Source organism: Paenibacillus piscarius, assembly GCF_022234545.1.
Taxonomy (GTDB): domain Bacteria; phylum Bacillota; class Bacilli; order Paenibacillales; family Paenibacillaceae; genus Paenibacillus_AQ; species Paenibacillus_AQ piscarius.
This window is the reverse complement of the sequence record NZ_JAIEUI010000017.1, coordinates 1-17,770: the sequence shown is the minus strand read 5'-3', so window position 1 is coordinate 17,770 and position 17,770 is coordinate 1. Positions and strand designations below refer to the sequence as shown.

The 17,770-nt window shown below is 56.7% G+C and carries 15 protein-coding genes; 5 read left to right on the top strand and 10 right to left on the bottom strand.

Annotation, left to right across the window (positions count from 1 at the left end; genetic code table 11):
• Window positions 1–88 precede the first annotated feature (88 nt).
• Together tyrS and K1558_RS23110 are read right to left on the bottom strand one after the other, a co-directional pair.
• Window positions 89–1,348, bottom strand: coding sequence for a tyrosine--tRNA ligase (tyrS, locus tag K1558_RS23115; RefSeq protein ID WP_238654293.1), 1,260 nt, complete (start codon window positions 1,346–1,348; stop codon window positions 89–91).
• A gap of 456 nt (window positions 1,349–1,804) precedes the next feature.
• Window positions 1,805–2,482 carry a YukJ family protein gene (locus K1558_RS23110; RefSeq protein WP_238654117.1) on the bottom strand — a complete coding sequence of 226 codons (678 nt, stop codon included), beginning with the start codon at window positions 2,480–2,482 and terminating at the stop codon, window positions 1,805–1,807.
• 142 nt (window positions 2,483–2,624) lie between these two features.
• On the opposite strand from K1558_RS23110, the gene K1558_RS23105 reads away from it, so the two are divergent.
• On the top strand, window positions 2,625–3,206 hold the full coding sequence (locus K1558_RS23105; RefSeq protein ID WP_238654116.1) for an LOG family protein: 582 nt from the start codon (window positions 2,625–2,627) through the stop codon (window positions 3,204–3,206).
• A 108-nt stretch (window positions 3,207–3,314) separates the two neighbouring features.
• The gene (locus K1558_RS23100) at window positions 3,315–4,820 is read left to right on the top strand and encodes an amidase (protein ID WP_238654114.1); all 1,506 of its coding nucleotides are present in this window, start codon (window positions 3,315–3,317) and stop codon (window positions 4,818–4,820) included.
• 354 nt (window positions 4,821–5,174) lie between these two features.
• Here K1558_RS23100 and K1558_RS23095 read toward each other — a convergent pair whose 3' ends face one another.
• Window positions 5,175–5,639, bottom strand: a complete 465-nt coding sequence (locus K1558_RS23095; protein ID WP_338019725.1) for a MarR family winged helix-turn-helix transcriptional regulator — start codon at window positions 5,637–5,639, stop codon at window positions 5,175–5,177.
• 92 nt (window positions 5,640–5,731) lie between these two features.
• Here K1558_RS23095 and K1558_RS23090 point away from each other — a divergent pair, with 92 nt between their 5' ends.
• On the top strand, window positions 5,732–6,187 hold the full coding sequence (locus K1558_RS23090; RefSeq protein ID WP_238654112.1) for a CBS domain-containing protein: 456 nt from the start codon (window positions 5,732–5,734) through the stop codon (window positions 6,185–6,187).
• Window positions 6,188–6,355: 168 nt separating this feature from the next.
• Window positions 6,356–7,555 (top strand): ROK family protein, encoded by a 1,200-nt coding sequence (locus K1558_RS23085; RefSeq protein WP_238654110.1) that lies wholly within the window; start codon window positions 6,356–6,358, stop codon window positions 7,553–7,555.
• Between the two features lie 343 nt (window positions 7,556–7,898).
• Here the strand turns inward: K1558_RS23085 and K1558_RS23080 are convergent, their stop codons facing one another.
• From K1558_RS23080 to K1558_RS23055, 6 genes are all read right to left on the bottom strand, one after another.
• The gene (locus K1558_RS23080) at window positions 7,899–8,894 is read right to left on the bottom strand and encodes a glycoside hydrolase family 130 protein (protein WP_238654108.1); all 996 of its coding nucleotides are present in this window, start codon (window positions 8,892–8,894) and stop codon (window positions 7,899–7,901) included.
• Window positions 8,895–8,964: 70 nt separating this feature from the next.
• A complete protein-coding gene (locus K1558_RS23075; protein WP_238654106.1) occupies window positions 8,965–9,801 on the bottom strand; it encodes a carbohydrate ABC transporter permease in 837 nt (278 codons plus the stop codon).
• A 14-nt stretch (window positions 9,802–9,815) separates the two neighbouring features.
• Window positions 9,816–10,718 (bottom strand): carbohydrate ABC transporter permease, encoded by a 903-nt coding sequence (locus tag K1558_RS23070; RefSeq protein WP_238654104.1) that lies wholly within the window; start codon window positions 10,716–10,718, stop codon window positions 9,816–9,818.
• 105 nt (window positions 10,719–10,823) lie between these two features.
• Window positions 10,824–12,209, bottom strand: a complete 1,386-nt coding sequence (locus tag K1558_RS23065; RefSeq protein WP_238654101.1) for an ABC transporter substrate-binding protein — start codon at window positions 12,207–12,209, stop codon at window positions 10,824–10,826.
• 171 nt (window positions 12,210–12,380) lie between these two features.
• Window positions 12,381–14,012 carry a response regulator gene (locus K1558_RS23060; protein ID WP_238654099.1) on the bottom strand — a complete coding sequence of 544 codons (1,632 nt, stop codon included), beginning with the start codon at window positions 14,010–14,012 and terminating at the stop codon, window positions 12,381–12,383.
• A 3-nt stretch (window positions 14,013–14,015) separates the two neighbouring features.
• Entirely contained in the window at window positions 14,016–15,830 is a 1,815-nt protein-coding gene (locus tag K1558_RS23055) for a cache domain-containing sensor histidine kinase (RefSeq protein ID WP_238654097.1), read from the bottom strand.
• 51 nt (window positions 15,831–15,881) lie between these two features.
• Here K1558_RS23055 and K1558_RS23050 point away from each other — a divergent pair, with 51 nt between their 5' ends.
• Window positions 15,882–16,298, top strand: coding sequence for a hypothetical protein (locus K1558_RS23050; protein WP_238654095.1), 417 nt, complete (start codon window positions 15,882–15,884; stop codon window positions 16,296–16,298).
• Between the two features lie 214 nt (window positions 16,299–16,512).
• On the opposite strand, the gene K1558_RS23045 is transcribed toward K1558_RS23050, so the two are convergent.
• Complete coding sequence (locus tag K1558_RS23045) at window positions 16,513–17,520, bottom strand: glycoside hydrolase family 130 protein (RefSeq protein ID WP_238654093.1); 1,008 nt, start codon at window positions 17,518–17,520, stop codon at window positions 16,513–16,515.
• Between the last annotated feature and the right edge of the window lie 250 nt (window positions 17,521–17,770).

Here is a 17,770-nt window from a genome sequence, read left to right as displayed (position 1 = left end):
CTCACCCTCAGCCTCGCTCCAGATCCGGCTCATCATCCGGCCCACTCTACCAGCCTTCCGAAACACCGCACCCGGCAGCAGCTAGCACCTAGACCAGCTTCACCAGGCTGTAGTTCTTCTTGCCCTTGCGGACGATGATGAACTTGCCGCCGATGGCATCGTCAGCGGTAATCTCCGTCTCCAGCTCATTCACGCGCTCGCCGTTGATCGAGATCGCGCCTTTGGTGATGTCCTCACGCGCCTGGCGTTTGGACGGCTCAATGCCGAGTTCTACCAGCCAGTCTACAATGTTCTTGGTCTCCTTGCCTGCCGTGAAGGTCGGCATTTCCTTGAAGCCTTCCTCGATTTCATCCGCAGTCAGGGAGCGGATATCGCCGCTGAACAGCGCTGCGCTGATGCGCTTGGCCTGCTCCAGCAGCTCCTCGCTGTGCACGAAGCGGGTCATTTCCTCGGCCAGTGCTTTTTGCGCCTCACGTTTATGCGGCTCCGTCGCTACCTTCTCCTCCAGCGCTTCGATCTCCTCTTTGCTCAGGAAGGTGAAGTACTTCAGGTATTTGACCACATCGCGGTCATCGGTGTTCGCCCAGAACTGGTAGAACTCGTAAGGTGTGGTCTGCTTCGGATCGAGCCAGATGGCGCCGCCGGCGGTTTTGCCGAACTTCGTACCGTCCGCCTTCAGCATCAGCGGGATGGTGAGGCCGAAGGCTTTGGCTTCGTTGCCTTCTTTTTTACGGATCAGATCAAGGCCGCTCGTAATATTGCCCCATTGGTCCGAACCGCCGACCTGAAGCTGCACATCCTCATGCTGGTACAGATGCAGGTAGTCGATGGACTGCAGAATCTGGTAAGCGAACTCGGTGAACGAGATCCCGCTGTCCAGACGGCTGGCGACTACGTCCTTGGCGAGCATCGTGTTAATGCTGAAGTTTTTGCCGAAATCACGCAGGAAATCAATGACGTTCATATCCTTGGTCCAGTCGTAGTTGTTGACCAGCCGGACCTGGTTGTCGCCATCAGTAATGAACAGCTTCTTCATCTGCGCTGTCAGGGCGTCCACATTCTCCTGCACCTGCTCCAGCGTCTGCAAAGAGCGCTCGCTCTGGCGCCCGCTCGGATCGCCGATCGTTCCCGTCGCTCCCCCGATCAGAATGACCGGACGGTGACCGGCCAGCTGGAAGCGCCGCAGCATCATGAATGGAATCAGGTGGCCGATATGCATACTGTTGCCCGTCGGGTCTACACCGCAATACAGCGATACCGATTTACTCTCTGTCAATTCACGCAGTCCGTCTGCATCCGTCTGCTGGTTAATGGCCTCACGCCACAATAGCTCGTCGATAATGTTCAACATGTACAGCCCCTTTTGTGTTAGTTCTATATCCCTTGGTATCCGTCAAAAAACAGCAGCTATACCCATCAGCCCCAGAAGCCCGCACACCACGCCCGAACACGTACCAAGCCAGTAATCAGCCCGCCACACAGCCCACAAAAAAATCGCCCCTTGTCTATTCAGACACAGGGACGATTAGGATTAACCGTGTTACCACCCAAATTGCACAGACCCCATACCCGCACGCAGGTCCGTACCACTCTCGGGCGAGTTATCGTTCGCTTAGCTCCGCTTGGCATTACCCAAGATACTCCCGAGGCGTAATTCGCAGTCCGCTTGTGTGTACCGGGTTCCATCGACCCCCGGCTCTCTGGGAACAGGGACAAGGCTGCTACTGGCTCGTTCAACGTATACCAACTATAAGATTACAGAAAGTATAGCCGCTTCTAAAATGGTTGTCAATGCAGCTGCCGGCTATCCGCCGGATCTGAATGCTTGGGCGGCCATTGGAGTCAGGTGATTGCATTCACTGACCGGACGCAGCCTGTGGCCCTGGGCATCGGTGCACCAGGATTGTGACTGGAAGGCGAGGAACAGGCCCTGCCATTTGTCCTCCCGCCCTAAATGAATCACCATTCCGCCATCCTGCCAGATGCCGTCGTCTGCTCTGTATTTTTCAACGTTACCTTGATTCATATGAATGTCGTGAACACCGCCCGGGAACATTTCGCCGAAGACGTAGATAGTGGCTGTCTGATCTTGGATGGCGCGCTCAAGGTAGGTGTCAACCTTCTCATTCAGATCATTATCCGGACCGTCTGCGTGGTAGGGAAGGGCAACCATCCTGGCGGGATCAAACAATCCCCCGCGGATGTAGTCCAGGGCAATATCCCCGCGGTTGGATTCATCAATGATCGTGACCCCGTGCTCCAGACTCTGCAGATGGGTGAGCTGCTCCGCTCTGAACTGATCGCCAATCAGATATAACAGCTCCGAAGGCTTCTGCCTGGACAGAACGTTGATAGCTGCCCTGTAGACATTTCCGGCGGCCTTGATCACTGCCTGATAATGCGCAGTGCGGTTACCCGAGGGGGGCGCAGGGATGCCTTGGATGATGGTTCCTTTTAACACTCCATAAGATTTGAGCGGCATAATGATCATCTCCTTCAATGTCGGTTCAGCAGTTATGACGTCTATTCTATCTTTCCCGGGGTATCCCTCCTTCAACCGCATGGCTTGGTGTGGTATCTTGGATATAGTTACACAAACTTTGGCGAAGGAGTGTCAGCATCATATGAAAAGTATAGCCGTTTTCTGCGGCTCCAGTGAAGGGGCTTCGCCCGTATACAAGGAATGTGCCATTCAACTCGGCAAGGAGCTTGCCGCACGTAACCTTACGCTGATCTACGGCGGGGCGACTGTCGGCCTGATGGGCGCGGTGGCAGATAGTGTGATGCAGGCCGGAGGTCAGGTGATCGGGGTGCTGCCGCATTTTCTGAAGCAACGGGAAATTGAGCATACCCGCCTGACAGAGCTGATCATGGTGGACTCCATGCACGAAAGGAAGCTTAAGATGTCTGAGCTGGCCGATGGATTCATCGCCCTGCCGGGCGGACCGGGCACGATGGAGGAGTATTTCGAGATCTTCACCTGGGCCCAGCTCGGCCTGCATCAGAAGCCCTGCGGACTGCTCAATGTGAATCATTATTATGATCCGCTGATCAGCCTCTTCGGCAACATGGCCCGGGAACAATTCATGCAGGAGAAGCATCACGCCATTATGCTGAACGATACCACCCCGGAGGGCATTCTGCGCCAGATGGCAGACTACACCCCTCCCCCGGTCAAACAATATCTGACGGAAGACCGCACTTGAAAAACCTCTGTCACCCTGTACCGCAACTTACTAATATAACCGCGAGACTGCAGCTATAGCTTAACCGCTTATTAGCCTGCCGGTTCCTGCCAGAAAGAGGTTATTCTTATGTCGTTGTCTGCTTATTCCAGTTATGATGCCCTCGGGCTGGCTGGCCTGGTGAAATCGCGGGAGGTATCTCCCCGGGAGCTTGTGGAAGCCGCCTTCGCCCGGATGGATGAGGTGAATCCGCTGCTGAATGCGGTGGTCCGCACCCGCCGGGAGGCTGCATTGCAGGAAGCTGAGGAGATGCCCGTCGATCCAGGCGATCCCACCCGGCCATTCGCAGGCGTCCCCTTCCTGCTGAAGGATATCTCCCAGGCGCTTGGCGGCGAACCGCTGACCTCGGGCGCGCTGCTGATGAAGGACAATATTGCGAAGCGGGACTCCAATTATGTAGCCCGCATCCGGCGCGGCGGCTTCATTCCGCTGGGCCATACGAATACGCCCGAATTCGGGCTCAAAAACATCACCGAGCCCCTGCTCCACGGCCCGGCGCGCAACCCCTGGGACCCGGCCCGTTCACCAGGCGGGTCCAGCGGAGGTGCGGCCGCCGCAGTGGCCGCCGGAATCGTTCCGGCCGCCGGAGCCAGTGACGGTGGCGGCTCCATCCGCATACCGGCCTCGTTCACCGGCCTGTTCGGACTGAAGCCGACGCGCGGGCGCACGCCAGTCGGCCCGGGGGTCGGACGCCAGTGGCAGGGGGCGTCCATTGATTTCGCGCTGACGCGATCCGTGCGGGACAGCGCGGCGATGCTGGATCTGCTGCAGGTGGTGCAGCCGGAAGCGGCATTTCAGACGCCGCTGTATCCGGGCGTCTACCTGGACGATCTGCGCAAGCCGGCACAGCGCAGACTGCGGATCGCCTTCACCACCGCTTCGCCGGTGGGCACACCGGTATCCGCCGAGGCGGTGAAGGCCTTGCTGAAGACGGTCAAGTGGCTGGAGGCCGAAGGCTGCGAGGTCGAGGAGAAGCTAAGCCCGGTCAACGGGGTGCGGCTGATGGACAATTACTATACGATGAACGCCGGAGAGGTCTCCGCGATGTTCCTCTCGCTGGAGAGCGCCATGGGCCGGCCGATTGCCGCAACGGAAGTGGATATTGTCACCTGGGTGCTCGCCGAAGCCGGCAAGCAGGTCTCGGCCGCAGAATTCGTGCACAGTCTGCACGAATGGGACGTGGCCGCTGCCCAGATGGCGGCGCTGATGGACCGCTTCGACCTGTACATTACCCCGGCCAATGCCGACTCCGCGCCGAAGGTGGGCGAGCTGACCCAGACTGCGGCGGAGGCCGCAGAGCTGCTCCAGATCAGCAGGCTGCCGAAGGACGCGCAGCGGCGGATGATCTACGACATGTTCGAGCCGAGCCTGACGTATACGCCGTTCACCCAGCTGGCCAATCTGACCGGCCAGCCGGCCATGAGCGTGCCGCTGCATCTTACGCCCGAGGGAATGCCGATTGGCGTCCAGGTCATGGCCGCCAAAGGCCGCGAGGACCTGCTGCTGCAGCTCGCCGCTGCTCTGGAGCAGTCTCCGCTGTGGGTGGGGATGACGGGGAACCCGGGGTTCGCCTGAGTTCGACTGATGCCAGTGCGAACCCAGGGCGGAATGAAACAGGTGATTGTATTTTATACAGCAGAATCCGCGCAAAAGCCTTTAAAAACACATTCTACTGTATTTGCTGCAATAGAATTCTGCAAATCCGCCCGGTTCAGGCCGTACTGCAAAAATCTAATGTACAAAGTGCAACAGGAGACTGAGATGGAGGCTTTCCCACCTCATCTGACTGTACAAAATACAATAGAACTCTTCCGGGCCGGGCAACTTCCAGGCTCTTTCAGGCTCTCCCTGGCCCGGTTCTTTTCCCCTCATGCCCCCAGCACGCAGCCCATAAGCAGCTTCTGTTACCTTCCGCGCCACCTATACTCATCAGCTCTCTTCCAGAAAAGCGGCATTGAACTTCCGCAGCAGCTCCCCGAACAAATGTCCTTCCTCCTCCGACCAGCCCTTTAGCAGTTGTTCGATCATCTCCTGCCGGACCTGCCGGTTCTCCTCCAGCGCCTCTCTGCCCGGCTTCGTAATCGTCAGGGAGTATGCGCGCCCGTCTATCGGGTCCGGTACACGGGTGATGTATCCCTTGCTCTCCAGCGCGGCCACCTGTCTGCTGACGGTAGAGATATCTAGCTGGAATTCGTCAGAGATCGCCTTCACCCCGGCCGTGCCGTTATGGGACATAATCTGATGCAGCAGCAGGTAGGCCGCACGATCCAGATTGCCGATCCTTCTAGACGTGGTAAGCGAAGTGAGCCGGCGGAACAGAACCGCCATTTCCAGCTCTATGGTCTCAATCGAATGGTTGTTCATGCCGGTGGCCCCCTCTTGTCTTTTATTCATTGACTTTACTCTTTTCACTTGTATAATACAAGTATATACTTTCATGATACAACTTATTTATGTGCAAGAGATATATTTCAGGGGGAACGTCCATGAAGGCCCATGAATTTATGATCCGCCAGGTCTACAAGGTCAAGCAGGAGGACACTGTGCGGACTTTTATCGAGAAGTGTATCGCCCACCGGATCAGCGGAATGCCTGTCGTGAATGACCGGAACGAGATTGTTGCTTACCTCAGCGACGGGGATATTATGCGCTATATCGGCAGACATGAGGATCTGATTGTGGATTCTTTTTTCCAGATTAATGTGTTCGTCGGGGATAATGATCTGTTTGAGGAGCGGGCGCGGAAGCTGCTGAATTTGAACGTCATGGCCATTGCGAAGAAGAAGGTCATCACGGTGCACGCTGAAGAAGACATTGAACGGATCGCTACCATCCTCGGCAAAAAACAGATCAAAAAAGTCCCCGTCGAGCGTAATCATGTGCTGGTCGGCATCATCAGCCGGGGCGATGTGATCCGCCACTCCTTCAAGGCGATGCTCTAGCAGACGGGTAGCGGTCTGTCTGCTATACAGCTGCCTTATCTTCCACCCTGTCCCCGGGCGGACCCGCCCGGTACCGCTAAATCCCAAAATGCTTCTCTGCCGGTTGCGGCCCTCTCCTATTTATGTCATTGTATAAGCAGATTGAGTACATAAAGGAGAGGACCGTCTGTGCTGCTTCAACATATCATCGCAAACCCCAAAGCCAGGGACATCTATCATACAGTGAGCAGACATGGCACCGTCTCCAAGCAGACCCTTCTGGAGGAGAGCGGCCTGACGATCAGCACTCTGACCCGGATCCTGGAGGAGCTGTTGGCCCAGGAGCTTCTGGTAGAAGCAGGCTTCGGTGAATCTACCGGAGGGCGCCGCCCAACCTTGTATGAGACGAATCCGGCCTACGCTTATCTGCTGGGGCTTGAGATCTCACGTACCCGTGCCAAGCTGGTGCTGACGGACTTCCATCTGCAATTGCTGGGCGAATATACCTGGAGCATGGACGCCGCGCTTACCCCTGAATACCTGATGGCTTCCCTTGAGGAGCAAGCCCTGCGGCTGCTTGAAGCCGCCTCGCTCAGCTTCAGCCGGGTAGCGGGACTCGGCATCGGGGCTGTTGGCCCGCTGGACCGCGCCGCCGGAGTCATTCTGAATCCGGCCCGTTTCCCTGCGCCGGGCTGGTCGCAGGTTCACATCAAGGAGCAGCTTGAGCAGCGGCTTCAGGTGCCGGTATACCTGGATAACGGGGCCAATACGGCACTGCTCGGCGAATACTGGGCCAGCCGCAGCCGGATGCAGCATCATCTGCTCTACCTTCATGCCGGAATCGGCCTGCGCTCAGCGATCATGAACGACGGGCGGCTGCTCTACGGCATGACCGATACCGAAGGGGCCGTCGGACAGATGATCATTGACCGCCCGGGAGTGCCGCCGCAGATTCCCGGCGGCAACGCCGGGGCCTGGGAGAGCTATGTGTCGGTGCAGACACTGGAGGGGCAGGCCCGCGAAGCCTGGCGGCTGGGCAGCAGTCAAAGCCTCCGCGCTCTGGCAGAGCAGGCGGAGGCTTTGGAGTTCGTCCATCTGCTGGAAGCGCTCCGGGAGCGCGATCCGGTGATGGTTCGGTTATTTGATGAGATGGCGGTGGCCTGCGGTATCGGGCTGGCGAATCTGATCAACATCCTCCACCCGGAGGAGGTCATCCTCGGCGGCCCGCTGTTCCTCGCCGCAAATTTCTACGAGACCGCTACCCGGATCGCCCTGGAGCGGACCTACTACCGCGGACAGTATAACGTCCGCTTCACCCGGAGCAGCCTGGGCGAGCGTGCGGTCGCAACAGGCGCATGTGCGCTGGTGCTGCACCAGTTGACGAGCTGAGAGGGCCCAGCGCCCGCTTTCGGATAGCAGCGCTGGCTGGGTTCCGGCAATGTTGCACCTTTTGCAGGATTTCTCTACATTGGTTACTGGCTGTGGAGCTATTGTTGCAGCTTTTGCAGGAATTTCGGCGATCCGGTGCTAGTTAGAGCGGTGTTGTTGCAATTTGTGCAGGATTCCTGCGCTGGCTGCTTCCATTGAGCTGCATTGTTGCACTTTATGCATGATTTCCGCGCCAGCCGCTCCTATCAAGCTAACATTGCTGCGCTTAATGCACCATCCCACCACTGCCGCTCCACATTCCCGCCTTCAGCCAACTAGCTTCCCACCTTCCTTATTCCCCCGGCTACAGACAGAGCCGGAGCAGATCATCCACATGCGCAGTCGCCAGGCATTCTACCGTATCCGCAGAGCCGTAATAGATTTTGACCTCGCCGTCATCCTCAAGAACCATCCCGCCGGGAAAAATCACATGATTGCGGAAGCCCCCGCTAATCTCATAATCCGTCTCCGGTGCCAGCAGCGGCTGCTTGCTCATGCCGATCACCTTGCGGGGGTCCTCCAGATCCAGCAGCATAATCCCTGCGGTGTATCGCTTCTTCCAGCTATCCTCCCAGCCGTGCTTGCCTCTGGCAGGGTCCACATCCACCGCATGGAAGGTGGTCAGCCAGCCCTTGTCTGTCCGGACCGGAGGTGCAGCCGGACCGACCTTGTCATTGGCAAACGGCACCTGCTCGACGGCGAGCAGCAGGCTGGAGCTGCCCCAATGCACGAGGTCCGGCGACTCGGAGATCCAGGCATCGAAGCGGTCGCGGCCGCCCCGGCTGTATACCGTGAAGGGACGCTCCAGCCGGACATATTTGCCGCCGATCAACTCGGGAAACAGCACCATATTGCGCAGGTCCGGTGTGGACAGGCTAAGCACCTCGAAGTGCTCCAGATCATCGGTAACGGCAATCCCGCCGCGGATGCCATGGCGCGTATCCACCGCAAAACACATATAACAACGGCCGCCGAGCACGGTCAGGCGCGGGTCGTAGGCGCGGGTAATCTCCTCGTCATGCATTTTGAACACCGGCTTCGGGCCGGCGGTCCAGCTCAGCCCGTCATCGCTATAGGCAATGCCGAGATCCGTGGTGTGGTGCGGCGCAAGCGTCTGATCGGCCAGTGAGCCGTAATCATTGCGGAAGATCATCACATATTTGCCGTTAAATTTCGTTACACCGGCATTGAATACCAGTGCGGTAGGATAAGGAACCTTCGCTGCATCCAGCACCGGATTGCCCGGATACCGCCGGATGCACGGGGCGGATTGCAGAACCGCCGGAATGTGTAGTGTCATGGGGTGTACCTCCTTAAATGTTGAATGTTGCGTGTTTCATGTTGTCTATAGTCTGCGCAGAACCGGACAGCTACCCCTTGAGGGAACCGGCCGTCATCTGCATAAAGGATTTGTTGGCGAACAGATAGGCGACGAGAATCGGCAGAATGGACAAGCAGGCACCTGCCATCATGTAGTGGGTCTGGGAAGCGGCCGAAATCCCGTATTTCAGGTTCGCCAGCCCGACGGTCAGCGTCTGCAGCTCCGGCTTCGTCATCGTGAACACAAGCGGCAGCAGATATTCATTCCACGCGCCGCGGAAGGTGAACAGGGCACCTACGCCAAGTCCCGGTCCGAGCAGCGGCAGAATGATCCGCCAGAAGGTCCGGCCCGGGGAGCAGCCGTCGATCAGCGCCGCCTCGTCCAGCTCGCGGGGAATCCCCTTCATGAAGCTGAACAGAATGAAGAAGATCGAAGCATGGGCGGAGATCAGAATCAATATAACGCCCCACAGGCTGTTGTGCAGATGAAGCTTAACCATCAGATCGAACTGCGGACGCAGTACAACCGCCCCTACAGCCACGAACATGGTGAAGGACTGCAGTCCGATATACAATTTTTTGCCGATAAAATCCATCCGGTCCACCACATAAGCCGCCATCGATGACACCAGCAGCGTGCCAACCACTGTCGCCAGGGAGACAATCAGGCTGTTCAGGGTATACCTGGAGAAATTGGCCTGCGACCAGGCTTCGGCATAGTTCGAGAAGTGCCAGCTCTCCGGCAGGAAGGTTGCCCCCGCAGTCAGCTCAGCATTGGTCTTGAAGGAGCCAAGGATAGTGATCACGACCGGAATCAGGGTGATAAACGCAACGGCCAGCAAAAAAATCCACAGGATGATTTTGCCCAGTATGGTTCTTAGTCTCATAATAGCCTCTCTCCTCAATCGGTCTGATTCATGCGTCTGGATGCGTAGAAATAAATGAGTGATATCATCCCTACAATGACTGCAGACACAAAGGCGACCGCACTGCCGTATCCGAACTCCTGGACCTGAACCCCCGCGCTGCCCCCGCCGACAGGGAAAAATAATTTGTACAAATACAGGAACATGACCTCCGTCTTGCCTACAGGACCGCCTTCCGTCAGTACCATGATGCTCTCGTAGCCCTTCAGGGCTGTAATGATCGCCAGCATAATAACCATCTGCATGACAGGCCCGAGCATCGGCAGGGTGATATAGCGGAACTGCTGGATTTTGCCTGCCCCGTCCAGGGAAGAGGCCTCGTACACATCCTCGGGAATATTCTGCAGACCGGCGAGGAAGAGCAGCATATAGTTACCGACCGCCCCCCAGGCCGCAACCAGAATGACAGTGAGCATGGCATATTTCGGTCCCAGCCAATCCACACCGGAATCAGAGAGGCCCGAGCGGATCAGGAACTGGTTGAGAATTCCGTTATACGAGTTGAAGATTGTGAAAAAGACTACGGCCATTACGGCGGTACTGATGACGGTTGGCATGAAGAAAATTCCCCGCAGCAGCTGTCTGCCCCGCAGCCCCCGGTTCAATATGGCGGCCAGCAGCAGGGCCAGCGGAATGGTAATCAGCAGCTTGCCGCCTGCATAGACAAACGTATTCACCACCGAATCCCAGAACTGGGTGTCCTTCAGAATCCGGCTGAAATTGGCCAGGCCGGTAAACCGGGCCGTTCCGAACCCTTTGTAATCATAGAACATATAGCGGAACGCCCAGGCAATCGGGTAAATTCCGAGGACCAGCGTGAGCAAGGCACTTGGAAAGATAAAGCTGTATGAAAATAAGGCATGTTTGGTTTTGTTCATCTGGTTTCTTCCGGCTCCTCTCCCTTGCGGCCAGAGCAGAGGGATGAGGAAGCTGCTCCCTCATCCCCCGTTACCCGGCCTATATCCTTATCTCTAGCCTTCTGTCTATTTGGCGAACTTGCCGCCCAGAGCGGCGGGATCGAAGCCGGCATCCGGCTCGGCCTTCACGCCGTCATTCGCAATCACACTGTCCAGTGCAGCATTATAGCGTTTGTTCAGATCTGCGATAATTGCCTTCAGGTCGCCGCCGTTCAGCATATATTTGAAGAAGGCGTCATCCGATTTCATGCCTTCCGGTGCTACAGACGGATAGACCGGCCACACCCCATCGTTCTTGTTCGGCAGGAAGCCTTCAATGCCGTTCACATCCGGTGTCTTGGCTGCTGCGCTGATGGATGGAACCATGGAGATGCCGAAGCCTTTTTCCTGATAATCCGTCAGCACCTGATCGCCGTACATGAACTCGATGAACTTCCAGGCTGCTTCTTTATGCTCTGATTTCGAGCTGAGCGCCAGCCATTGGCCCCCGAGGAAGCCGGAAGCCCCCTTCACATTGCCGTCGATAGTAGGAACCGGAGCAGCCGCCCAGTCAATTTTGGCCGGGAACTGATTCTTGTAGACGCCCGGCTCTGAGGAGTAGGACATGTACATCCCGATCTTGCCTTCCGCAAACTGCGCCCGCAGCGGATCAATATCCAGCGATTCTACGCCCGGCAGCATACTTCCGTCGTCCCTGATCTGCTTAAAGGCATTGATGATCGGCTCGAAGCCGCTGAAGTCGAAGCGGGCCGTCTTGAAATCATACCCGAAGCCGCCATAGCCGCTCATCTCCGCCACCACCCGCGCCGAACGTGCGAACGCACTGCCGGGATTCTTGAAGTTAAGGGCGAAGCCGTAAGCGCCGTCCGCTTTGCCGGCTGCGGTCAGTTTCTTGGCGGTATCCACCAGCTCCTGCAGCGTAGTCGGCGGATGCTCAATGCCTGCTTTGGCGAACAGATCCTTGTTGTACACCAGACGCATGGTCGTTCCAAAGTTCGGCAGACTGTAACGCTTGCCGTCGAACTCGTTCAGATCCGGCATGGCCGGGAATTTCGTCTTCATCTCATCGCTCAGGAACTCGTCAATCGGAGCGAGAAAGCCTTTTTTGTAGAAGGTCTGGACGGTATTCTCCTTCACCCGGATCACATCCGGTGCATCGGAGGTCTGGAAGGACAGATCGAGCGCAGTATCGAAGTCATCGCCCTTGACGACCAGCTCTACTTCAATCCCGTCCTTATTGGATGCGTTGAACTCGGCTACCTTCTCCTTTATAAAATCGGCATCGTGGCGGTCGCCTGTCCAGTAGCTGATTTTAGTTTTTTCCCCCGAACCGGCTTTCGCCCCTTCTCCCTTGCCTTCAGCTGCATTGCCGCCATTGTTGCCGTTGCCGCAGGCTGCCAAGCCAAGTGCCAGGACCAGGCTCAGAGATGTCATTAGCGTACGCTTCATCATTAGTAGTGCCCCCTTATGTATCCCTGCTGTATTTACTTACAACCTGATTATAGTTTGATAGGCGCCTTCGGATAAGGCGGGTAAGCCCACATTAAGGGCAGATTTCTGCAGGAGTTCTATACAAAGAAGGGAGGAATCTCCGCCCTGCGGAACTCCCTCCCCTGCTGATTGCTATTCTTTTCCAAGATAATACAATTTGAACTCGGACGGGGTCATGCCGGTATATTTCTTGAACACCTCGCTGAAATAGCGCCTGTGCTCATACCCGAGATCCTGGGCGATCTCCTGAACCTGCCGGCCGCTGATCAGCATCGCCTTGGCCTTCTCCATCTTCTCATGCATCACATACTGCTGGAACGAAATTCCCTGCACCTTCTTGAACAGATTGGAGAAATACCCCTGGCTAAGGTTAATCTGCTTCGCCATCTGCTCCAGCGACAGCCCCGTATCCAGATGACTATGGATATAATCGACGGCCTGGCGGATAATCCGCGTGGACTCCTGGGAACGGGCCTCTGTAACCAGTGCACAGGCCTCCCGGCACAGCCAGGACAGCAGGTCCCGGATATCTTGAAGGGAAGGATGCACCTGGTTCTTCATAGCGGCAATCCGGAGCTCCAGCGGCTCCACCTGCCCGTAAGGGAACTGCTCCAGCAGGACCCGGCAGATCCGGGAGCTCAGCTCATAGCCGACACTTTCCACATAACGCGGCTCAGGCCACAGCCCGCTGTCCAGCAGCTCCGCGAACAGCTGGTCCAGCACCTGCAGGCTTTTGGCGGCATTGCCTGAACGCAGGGCGAACAGCAGCTCCTGCTCGGCGGCGGCGGAATAGCTGTGGAGCGAGAGCGGCTTATTCTCGATATTGCTGTAATGATATACCCCATTGCCCCCGGTATAGAAATGATACCCCAGCGCGCTAAGCGCCTGTCTGTACGCCGTGCCCAGCCCCTGAATCGCCGCCGTGCCCAGTCCCACGCCAATTGAAATGGTATGACGCGAGAAGCGGCTTACATTCGTGCAGCAGGCCTCCGTAATCAGCGCGGCGGTCTCCGGGTCCGAGCCGTTCATAATGCAGATGTACCGGTCTGTCGCCTCCCGGATAATCACGCCGCGGGTCCAGGCGGATATTGTCTCTTCGAGAATATTGTGCAGGCTGAACCTCAGCAGCTCGACCTCCTGCACAGGCTGGCCGCCCAGCTTCTCCGCGAAATGATCGATCTCGGCGACAAACACGAAGAAATCCTGCTGGTCCAGCGGGATATCCAGATAGGCCCAGCGGGAACGGGCATCCGCCTCTGTCGTCTGGTGGTGCAGCAGGAAGGTGAGGTATTCCTGGCGGAGGATAGGCAGACTCTCTCTGATTCTAAGCTCCATCACAGCAAGTCTGGCAGTCTCCTGACGCTCCTCCCGGCACAGCTCCCTGGCCTTCAGCACTGCATTCACAATCTCCTCCAGGGAAAAAGGCTTCTTCACGAAATCAAGCGCCCCCAGCCGGATCGCTTCCTGGGCATAAGAGAACTCTGAGTAGGCGCTGAGGATAATAATCTTGCAGTCCGGCAGCACCTCCAGTATCGCCCGCGTCATCTGCAGGCCGTCCATTCTTGGCATCCGGATGTCCGTCAGCACAATGTCCGGCCGGGTCTCGCGGATGATCTGCAGCCCCGCTTCGCCGTCAAGCGCCGTACCGGCGACCTCAATACCGTACTCCGGCCACGGCGGCTTGCGCGAGACCATCTCCACCACACTTTTGATATCGTCGATTACACATAATTTGAACCTTTCGGGTTCCAGCTTCCGTTCCATCCTTCAACTCTCCTCCCTGGGCGGAATCCACAGATCCGTCCGCGATCCCTTACCCGGCTCGCCGCTAACCTCCATACGGGCTTCGTCCCCGTAATAGAGCGCCAGCCGGTGCCTGATGTTGAACAGGGCATAACCTTTCTTCGACTGCGGAGCCGCAGCCATCCCCTGCTTAACCTGTACAGCGTCAAGCCCCCGTCCATTGTCGGTAATGCATATATGCAGCAGCCCCTGCTCCCGGCCGACCCTGATGTCTATCCTTCCTCCTAATGTCCGGTCGCTGAAGCCATGCTGAATGCTGTTCTCCACCACCGGCTGCAGAATAATCTTCGGCAGCAGGCAGGACAGCAAGGCTTCCTCCTCTACCGTCACCGTGTATTCAAACAGCCCTTCATAGCATCTCTGCTGAATGGCGAAATACTGCCGCATGTGGGACAGCTCATCCGCAAGGGTAATCAGATCCTTGCCGCCGCTGAGCCCGATCTGGAACATCTGCGACAATGACAGAATCATCTCATTCACATCGTCATTCTCGCCCATGACCGACTTGCAATAGATGGTATTGAGCGTATTGTACAGAAAGTGCGGCTCCATCTGCGCCGTAAGCGCACGGATCTCTGCATGACGCTTGTCCTTCTCCTTCGTCTTCACATCCGCGATCAGTGTCTTAATCTCCGACATCATCCGGTTGAACTGAAAGCCGACCTGGGCAATCTCGTCCTCATAACGGCTCTCATATACCACACTGAGCTGATTCTCTTCGACTCTGCGCATCAGCCGCCGCAGCTTGAACAGGGGCTTCAGCAGCACAGAGGTCAGCTTATTGGAGATCAGCCAGGTCGCCAGCAAAAAGATAACGATTACATAAAGGGTAATGCGCTGCACCCGCTGCAGCTTACCCAGCAGCTGGTCCCGCGACTGCATACCTGAGATGATCCAGTCGGGTGATACCGCTGAGCTTGTATAATTCACCAGATATTCCTTGCCGCCATAGCTGTAATAATGATCCTGCGGATTGGCCACCTTCCCCTTCCCGGCTTCGGCAAGCACCGGCTTCCAGGGGAACCTGCCCCGGAACGGCCAGCGTGACTCCACCACCGCCTCTCCTTCCCCGTTCACCAGATAATAATTTCTTCCCGCTTGTTCTCCGCCGGTATTCAGCAGCTCGTCGATCCGGCTCTCCCGGATATTGACCACAATAAATACATTGCTGATCGGCGTGTAAGGGTATTCATAAATCCCCCGGACTACGAAGGAGACCACCCGCTGGCTGCCCGTGAACAACCGGTCATAATGTCCTTTGGCCCAGTAGCCGCCCGGCTGCTCTTTGCTCAGATCATATAATTCCGAGCCGTAGAATGAGTTGTCCTGCGCCCGGATCTGCGTAGTGGGATAGAAATCGCCAATCGGAGTAACGATCAGCACACTCTCAATGATCGGCTGATTGAACATGGCCTGCGAGAGGACATATTGCAGATCGGACAGATGTACATAGTAATTCGACACCTCATGGCTGAACACATCAAGCATCATTTTGCGGTACGCATCACTCAGCATCAGGGACTGCACAGACAGCGAGACATCATTCAGGCGGGAATCCAGGAGCTGGGCCGTTTTGCTTACGGTCTCCCGGCTGCCGGCGTAGGCATTATCCTCGATCTCCTGCGCAGCAATCCAATACGAGAACGTGCCCATTGCACCGATGGACAGCGTGATCAGCACGATGAACGAGAACAGAATCCTCTGTTTGATGGATATCCGGTAATACCTGCCGGCGATCCGCTGCCGGAGCTGCCGGCCATAGGTTGTGAATGTATTCATAGCTTTTCCTTCTGAAGCATGTACCTTGTACCTCCCTTTGGTTGTCGCTTCTTGTCCCTTGTAACATACGGCTGCTCCGGCCCGGCGTCAAGTACATCCATTCCTCGCACCTTCGCCGCAACGAATGTAGTCGGTTTTTCGACCATATCCGGCCCTCACACCTTCGCCGCACCGAATGTAGTCGGTTTTTCGACCGCATTCGGCTCACACACCTCCGCCGCACCGAATGTAGTCGGTTTTTCGACCACATCTGGCCCTCACACCTTCGCCGCACCGAATGTAGTCGGTTTTTCGACCACATCCGGCCCTCGCACCTCTGCCGCACCGAATGTAGTCGGTTTTTCGACCACATCTGGCCCTCACACCTTCGCCGCACCGAGTGTAGTCGGTTTTTCGACCACATCCGGCCCTCACACCTTCGCCGCACCGAATGTAGTCGGTTTTTCGACCACATCCGGCACAGAATGACCACGCGCTATCCATGTGTCCGGTGAAATCAGCAAAGTCATTCCTATCACTGATCCAGAATATAGTCATACTGGCGATGCCCCAGGACACTTATCCCCAAGTTTATGTACAACTTATCAACATCGGACAAAAACCATAATTTACCAATAACCAAAAAAGGCAGGGGGCTCCCCGCATAACGGAAGGCCCCTTGCCTATATAACCGGTCTAATTATCAACCCTTCGGCTCCAGACAGAGCCGGAGCAGATCGTCCACATGGGCCGTCGCCAGACATTCCACCGTATCGGCAGCACCGTAATAGATTTTAACCTCTCCGGTGTCCTCCAAGATCATCCCGCCGGGGAAAATCACATCGTTGCGGAAGCCGCCCGAAGTTTCATATACCGCCTCCGGCACCAGCAGCGGAGCTTCCGCCCGGCCGATAATCTTGCTGGGATCTTCGAGGTCCAGCAGCATAATTCCGGCGGTGTAGCGCTTCTTCCAGGTGTCCTCCCAGCCGTTCTTGCCCCGGGCAGGGTCGAGATCCACCGCATGGAAGGTGGTCAGCCAGCCCTTGTCCGTCTTCACCGGCGGCGCACCTGGACCAACCTTGTCGTTGGCATAGGCCACTTGCTCCACGGCCAGCAGCAGCTTATGATTTCCCCAGTACTTCAGATCGGGGGAATCGCTCATCCACATATCGAAGCGGTCGCGGCCGCCCCGGCTGTATACCGGAAGCGGACGCTCCAGCCTTATATACTTGCCTCCGATCATCTCCGGGAAGAGTACCATGTTGCGGTTGTCCGGCAGCGACAGGCTCAACACTTCAAACGACCGGAAATCGTCAGTGACGGCAATCCCGCCGCGCAGCCCGTGACGCGTATCAACCGCGAAGCACATATAGCAGCGGTCCCCAATCACGCTCAGTCGCGGGTCGTATACCCGGACCACCTCTTCATCATGCCAGGACCAGCAGGGCTCCGGCTGTACCTCCCAGCTTACACCGTCATCGCTGAAGGCAAGCCCCAGATTGGTCGTATTATGGGGAGCCACGATTCCCTTGCTCTCATCGCCGTAGTCATTGCGGAACACCATGACATATCTGCCCTTGAATTTCGTCACCCCGGCATTGAATACCATCGCCGGTCCATAGGGTACATCCGAAGGCTTCAGAATCGGGTTAAGCGGGTGCCGGACCATCACCGGACTTGAAGTCAGCGTGCCTGTCGTCAGATCGTTCATTGTGCAGATTCCCCTCTGTAAGTTAATAAATGAAAGCGCAACCAGTGTCTTTGCATCCCTATTATGCATCATCTTGCATAGTTAATCTATAGAATGTTCAGGTGAAATCTTCCTTTTTCAGCTAGTAGAGTGTCTGAGCTTTGAACCGGGTGTTCGGCGATAGTTGTATGCAGGCGCTGGAACGATAGTAACTGGTCGAGTAGGCGGGGCCTCTCCATCGTGGATTGTGCCCCTACCCCTCACAGATCCG

What these genes read in the sequence shown, in the direction of transcription:
- K1558_RS23110 (WP_238654117.1), bottom strand. Translation starts at nt 2,482, where the DNA reads ATGCCGCTCAAATCTTATGGAGTGTTAAAAGGAACCATCATCCAAGGC.
- K1558_RS23105 (WP_238654116.1), top strand. Translation starts at nt 2,625, where the DNA reads ATGAAAAGTATAGCCGTTTTCTGCGGCTCCAGTGAAGGGGCTTCGCCC.
- K1558_RS23100 (WP_238654114.1), top strand. Translation starts at nt 3,315, where the DNA reads ATGTCGTTGTCTGCTTATTCCAGTTATGATGCCCTCGGGCTGGCTGGC.
- K1558_RS23095 (WP_338019725.1), bottom strand. Translation starts at nt 5,639, where the DNA reads ATGAATAAAAGACAAGAGGGGGCCACCGGCATGAACAACCATTCGATT.
- K1558_RS23090 (WP_238654112.1), top strand. Translation starts at nt 5,732, where the DNA reads ATGAAGGCCCATGAATTTATGATCCGCCAGGTCTACAAGGTCAAGCAG.
- K1558_RS23080 (WP_238654108.1), bottom strand. Translation starts at nt 8,894, where the DNA reads ATGACACTACACATTCCGGCGGTTCTGCAATCCGCCCCGTGCATCCGG.
- K1558_RS23075 (WP_238654106.1), bottom strand. Translation starts at nt 9,801, where the DNA reads ATGAGACTAAGAACCATACTGGGCAAAATCATCCTGTGGATTTTTTTG.
- K1558_RS23070 (WP_238654104.1), bottom strand. Translation starts at nt 10,718, where the DNA reads ATGAACAAAACCAAACATGCCTTATTTTCATACAGCTTTATCTTTCCA.
- K1558_RS23065 (WP_238654101.1), bottom strand. Translation starts at nt 12,209, where the DNA reads ATGATGAAGCGTACGCTAATGACATCTCTGAGCCTGGTCCTGGCACTT.
- K1558_RS23060 (WP_238654099.1), bottom strand. Translation starts at nt 14,012, where the DNA reads ATGGAACGGAAGCTGGAACCCGAAAGGTTCAAATTATGTGTAATCGAC.
- K1558_RS23055 (WP_238654097.1), bottom strand. Translation starts at nt 15,830, where the DNA reads ATGAATACATTCACAACCTATGGCCGGCAGCTCCGGCAGCGGATCGCC.
- K1558_RS23045 (WP_238654093.1), bottom strand. Translation starts at nt 17,520, where the DNA reads ATGAACGATCTGACGACAGGCACGCTGACTTCAAGTCCGGTGATGGTC.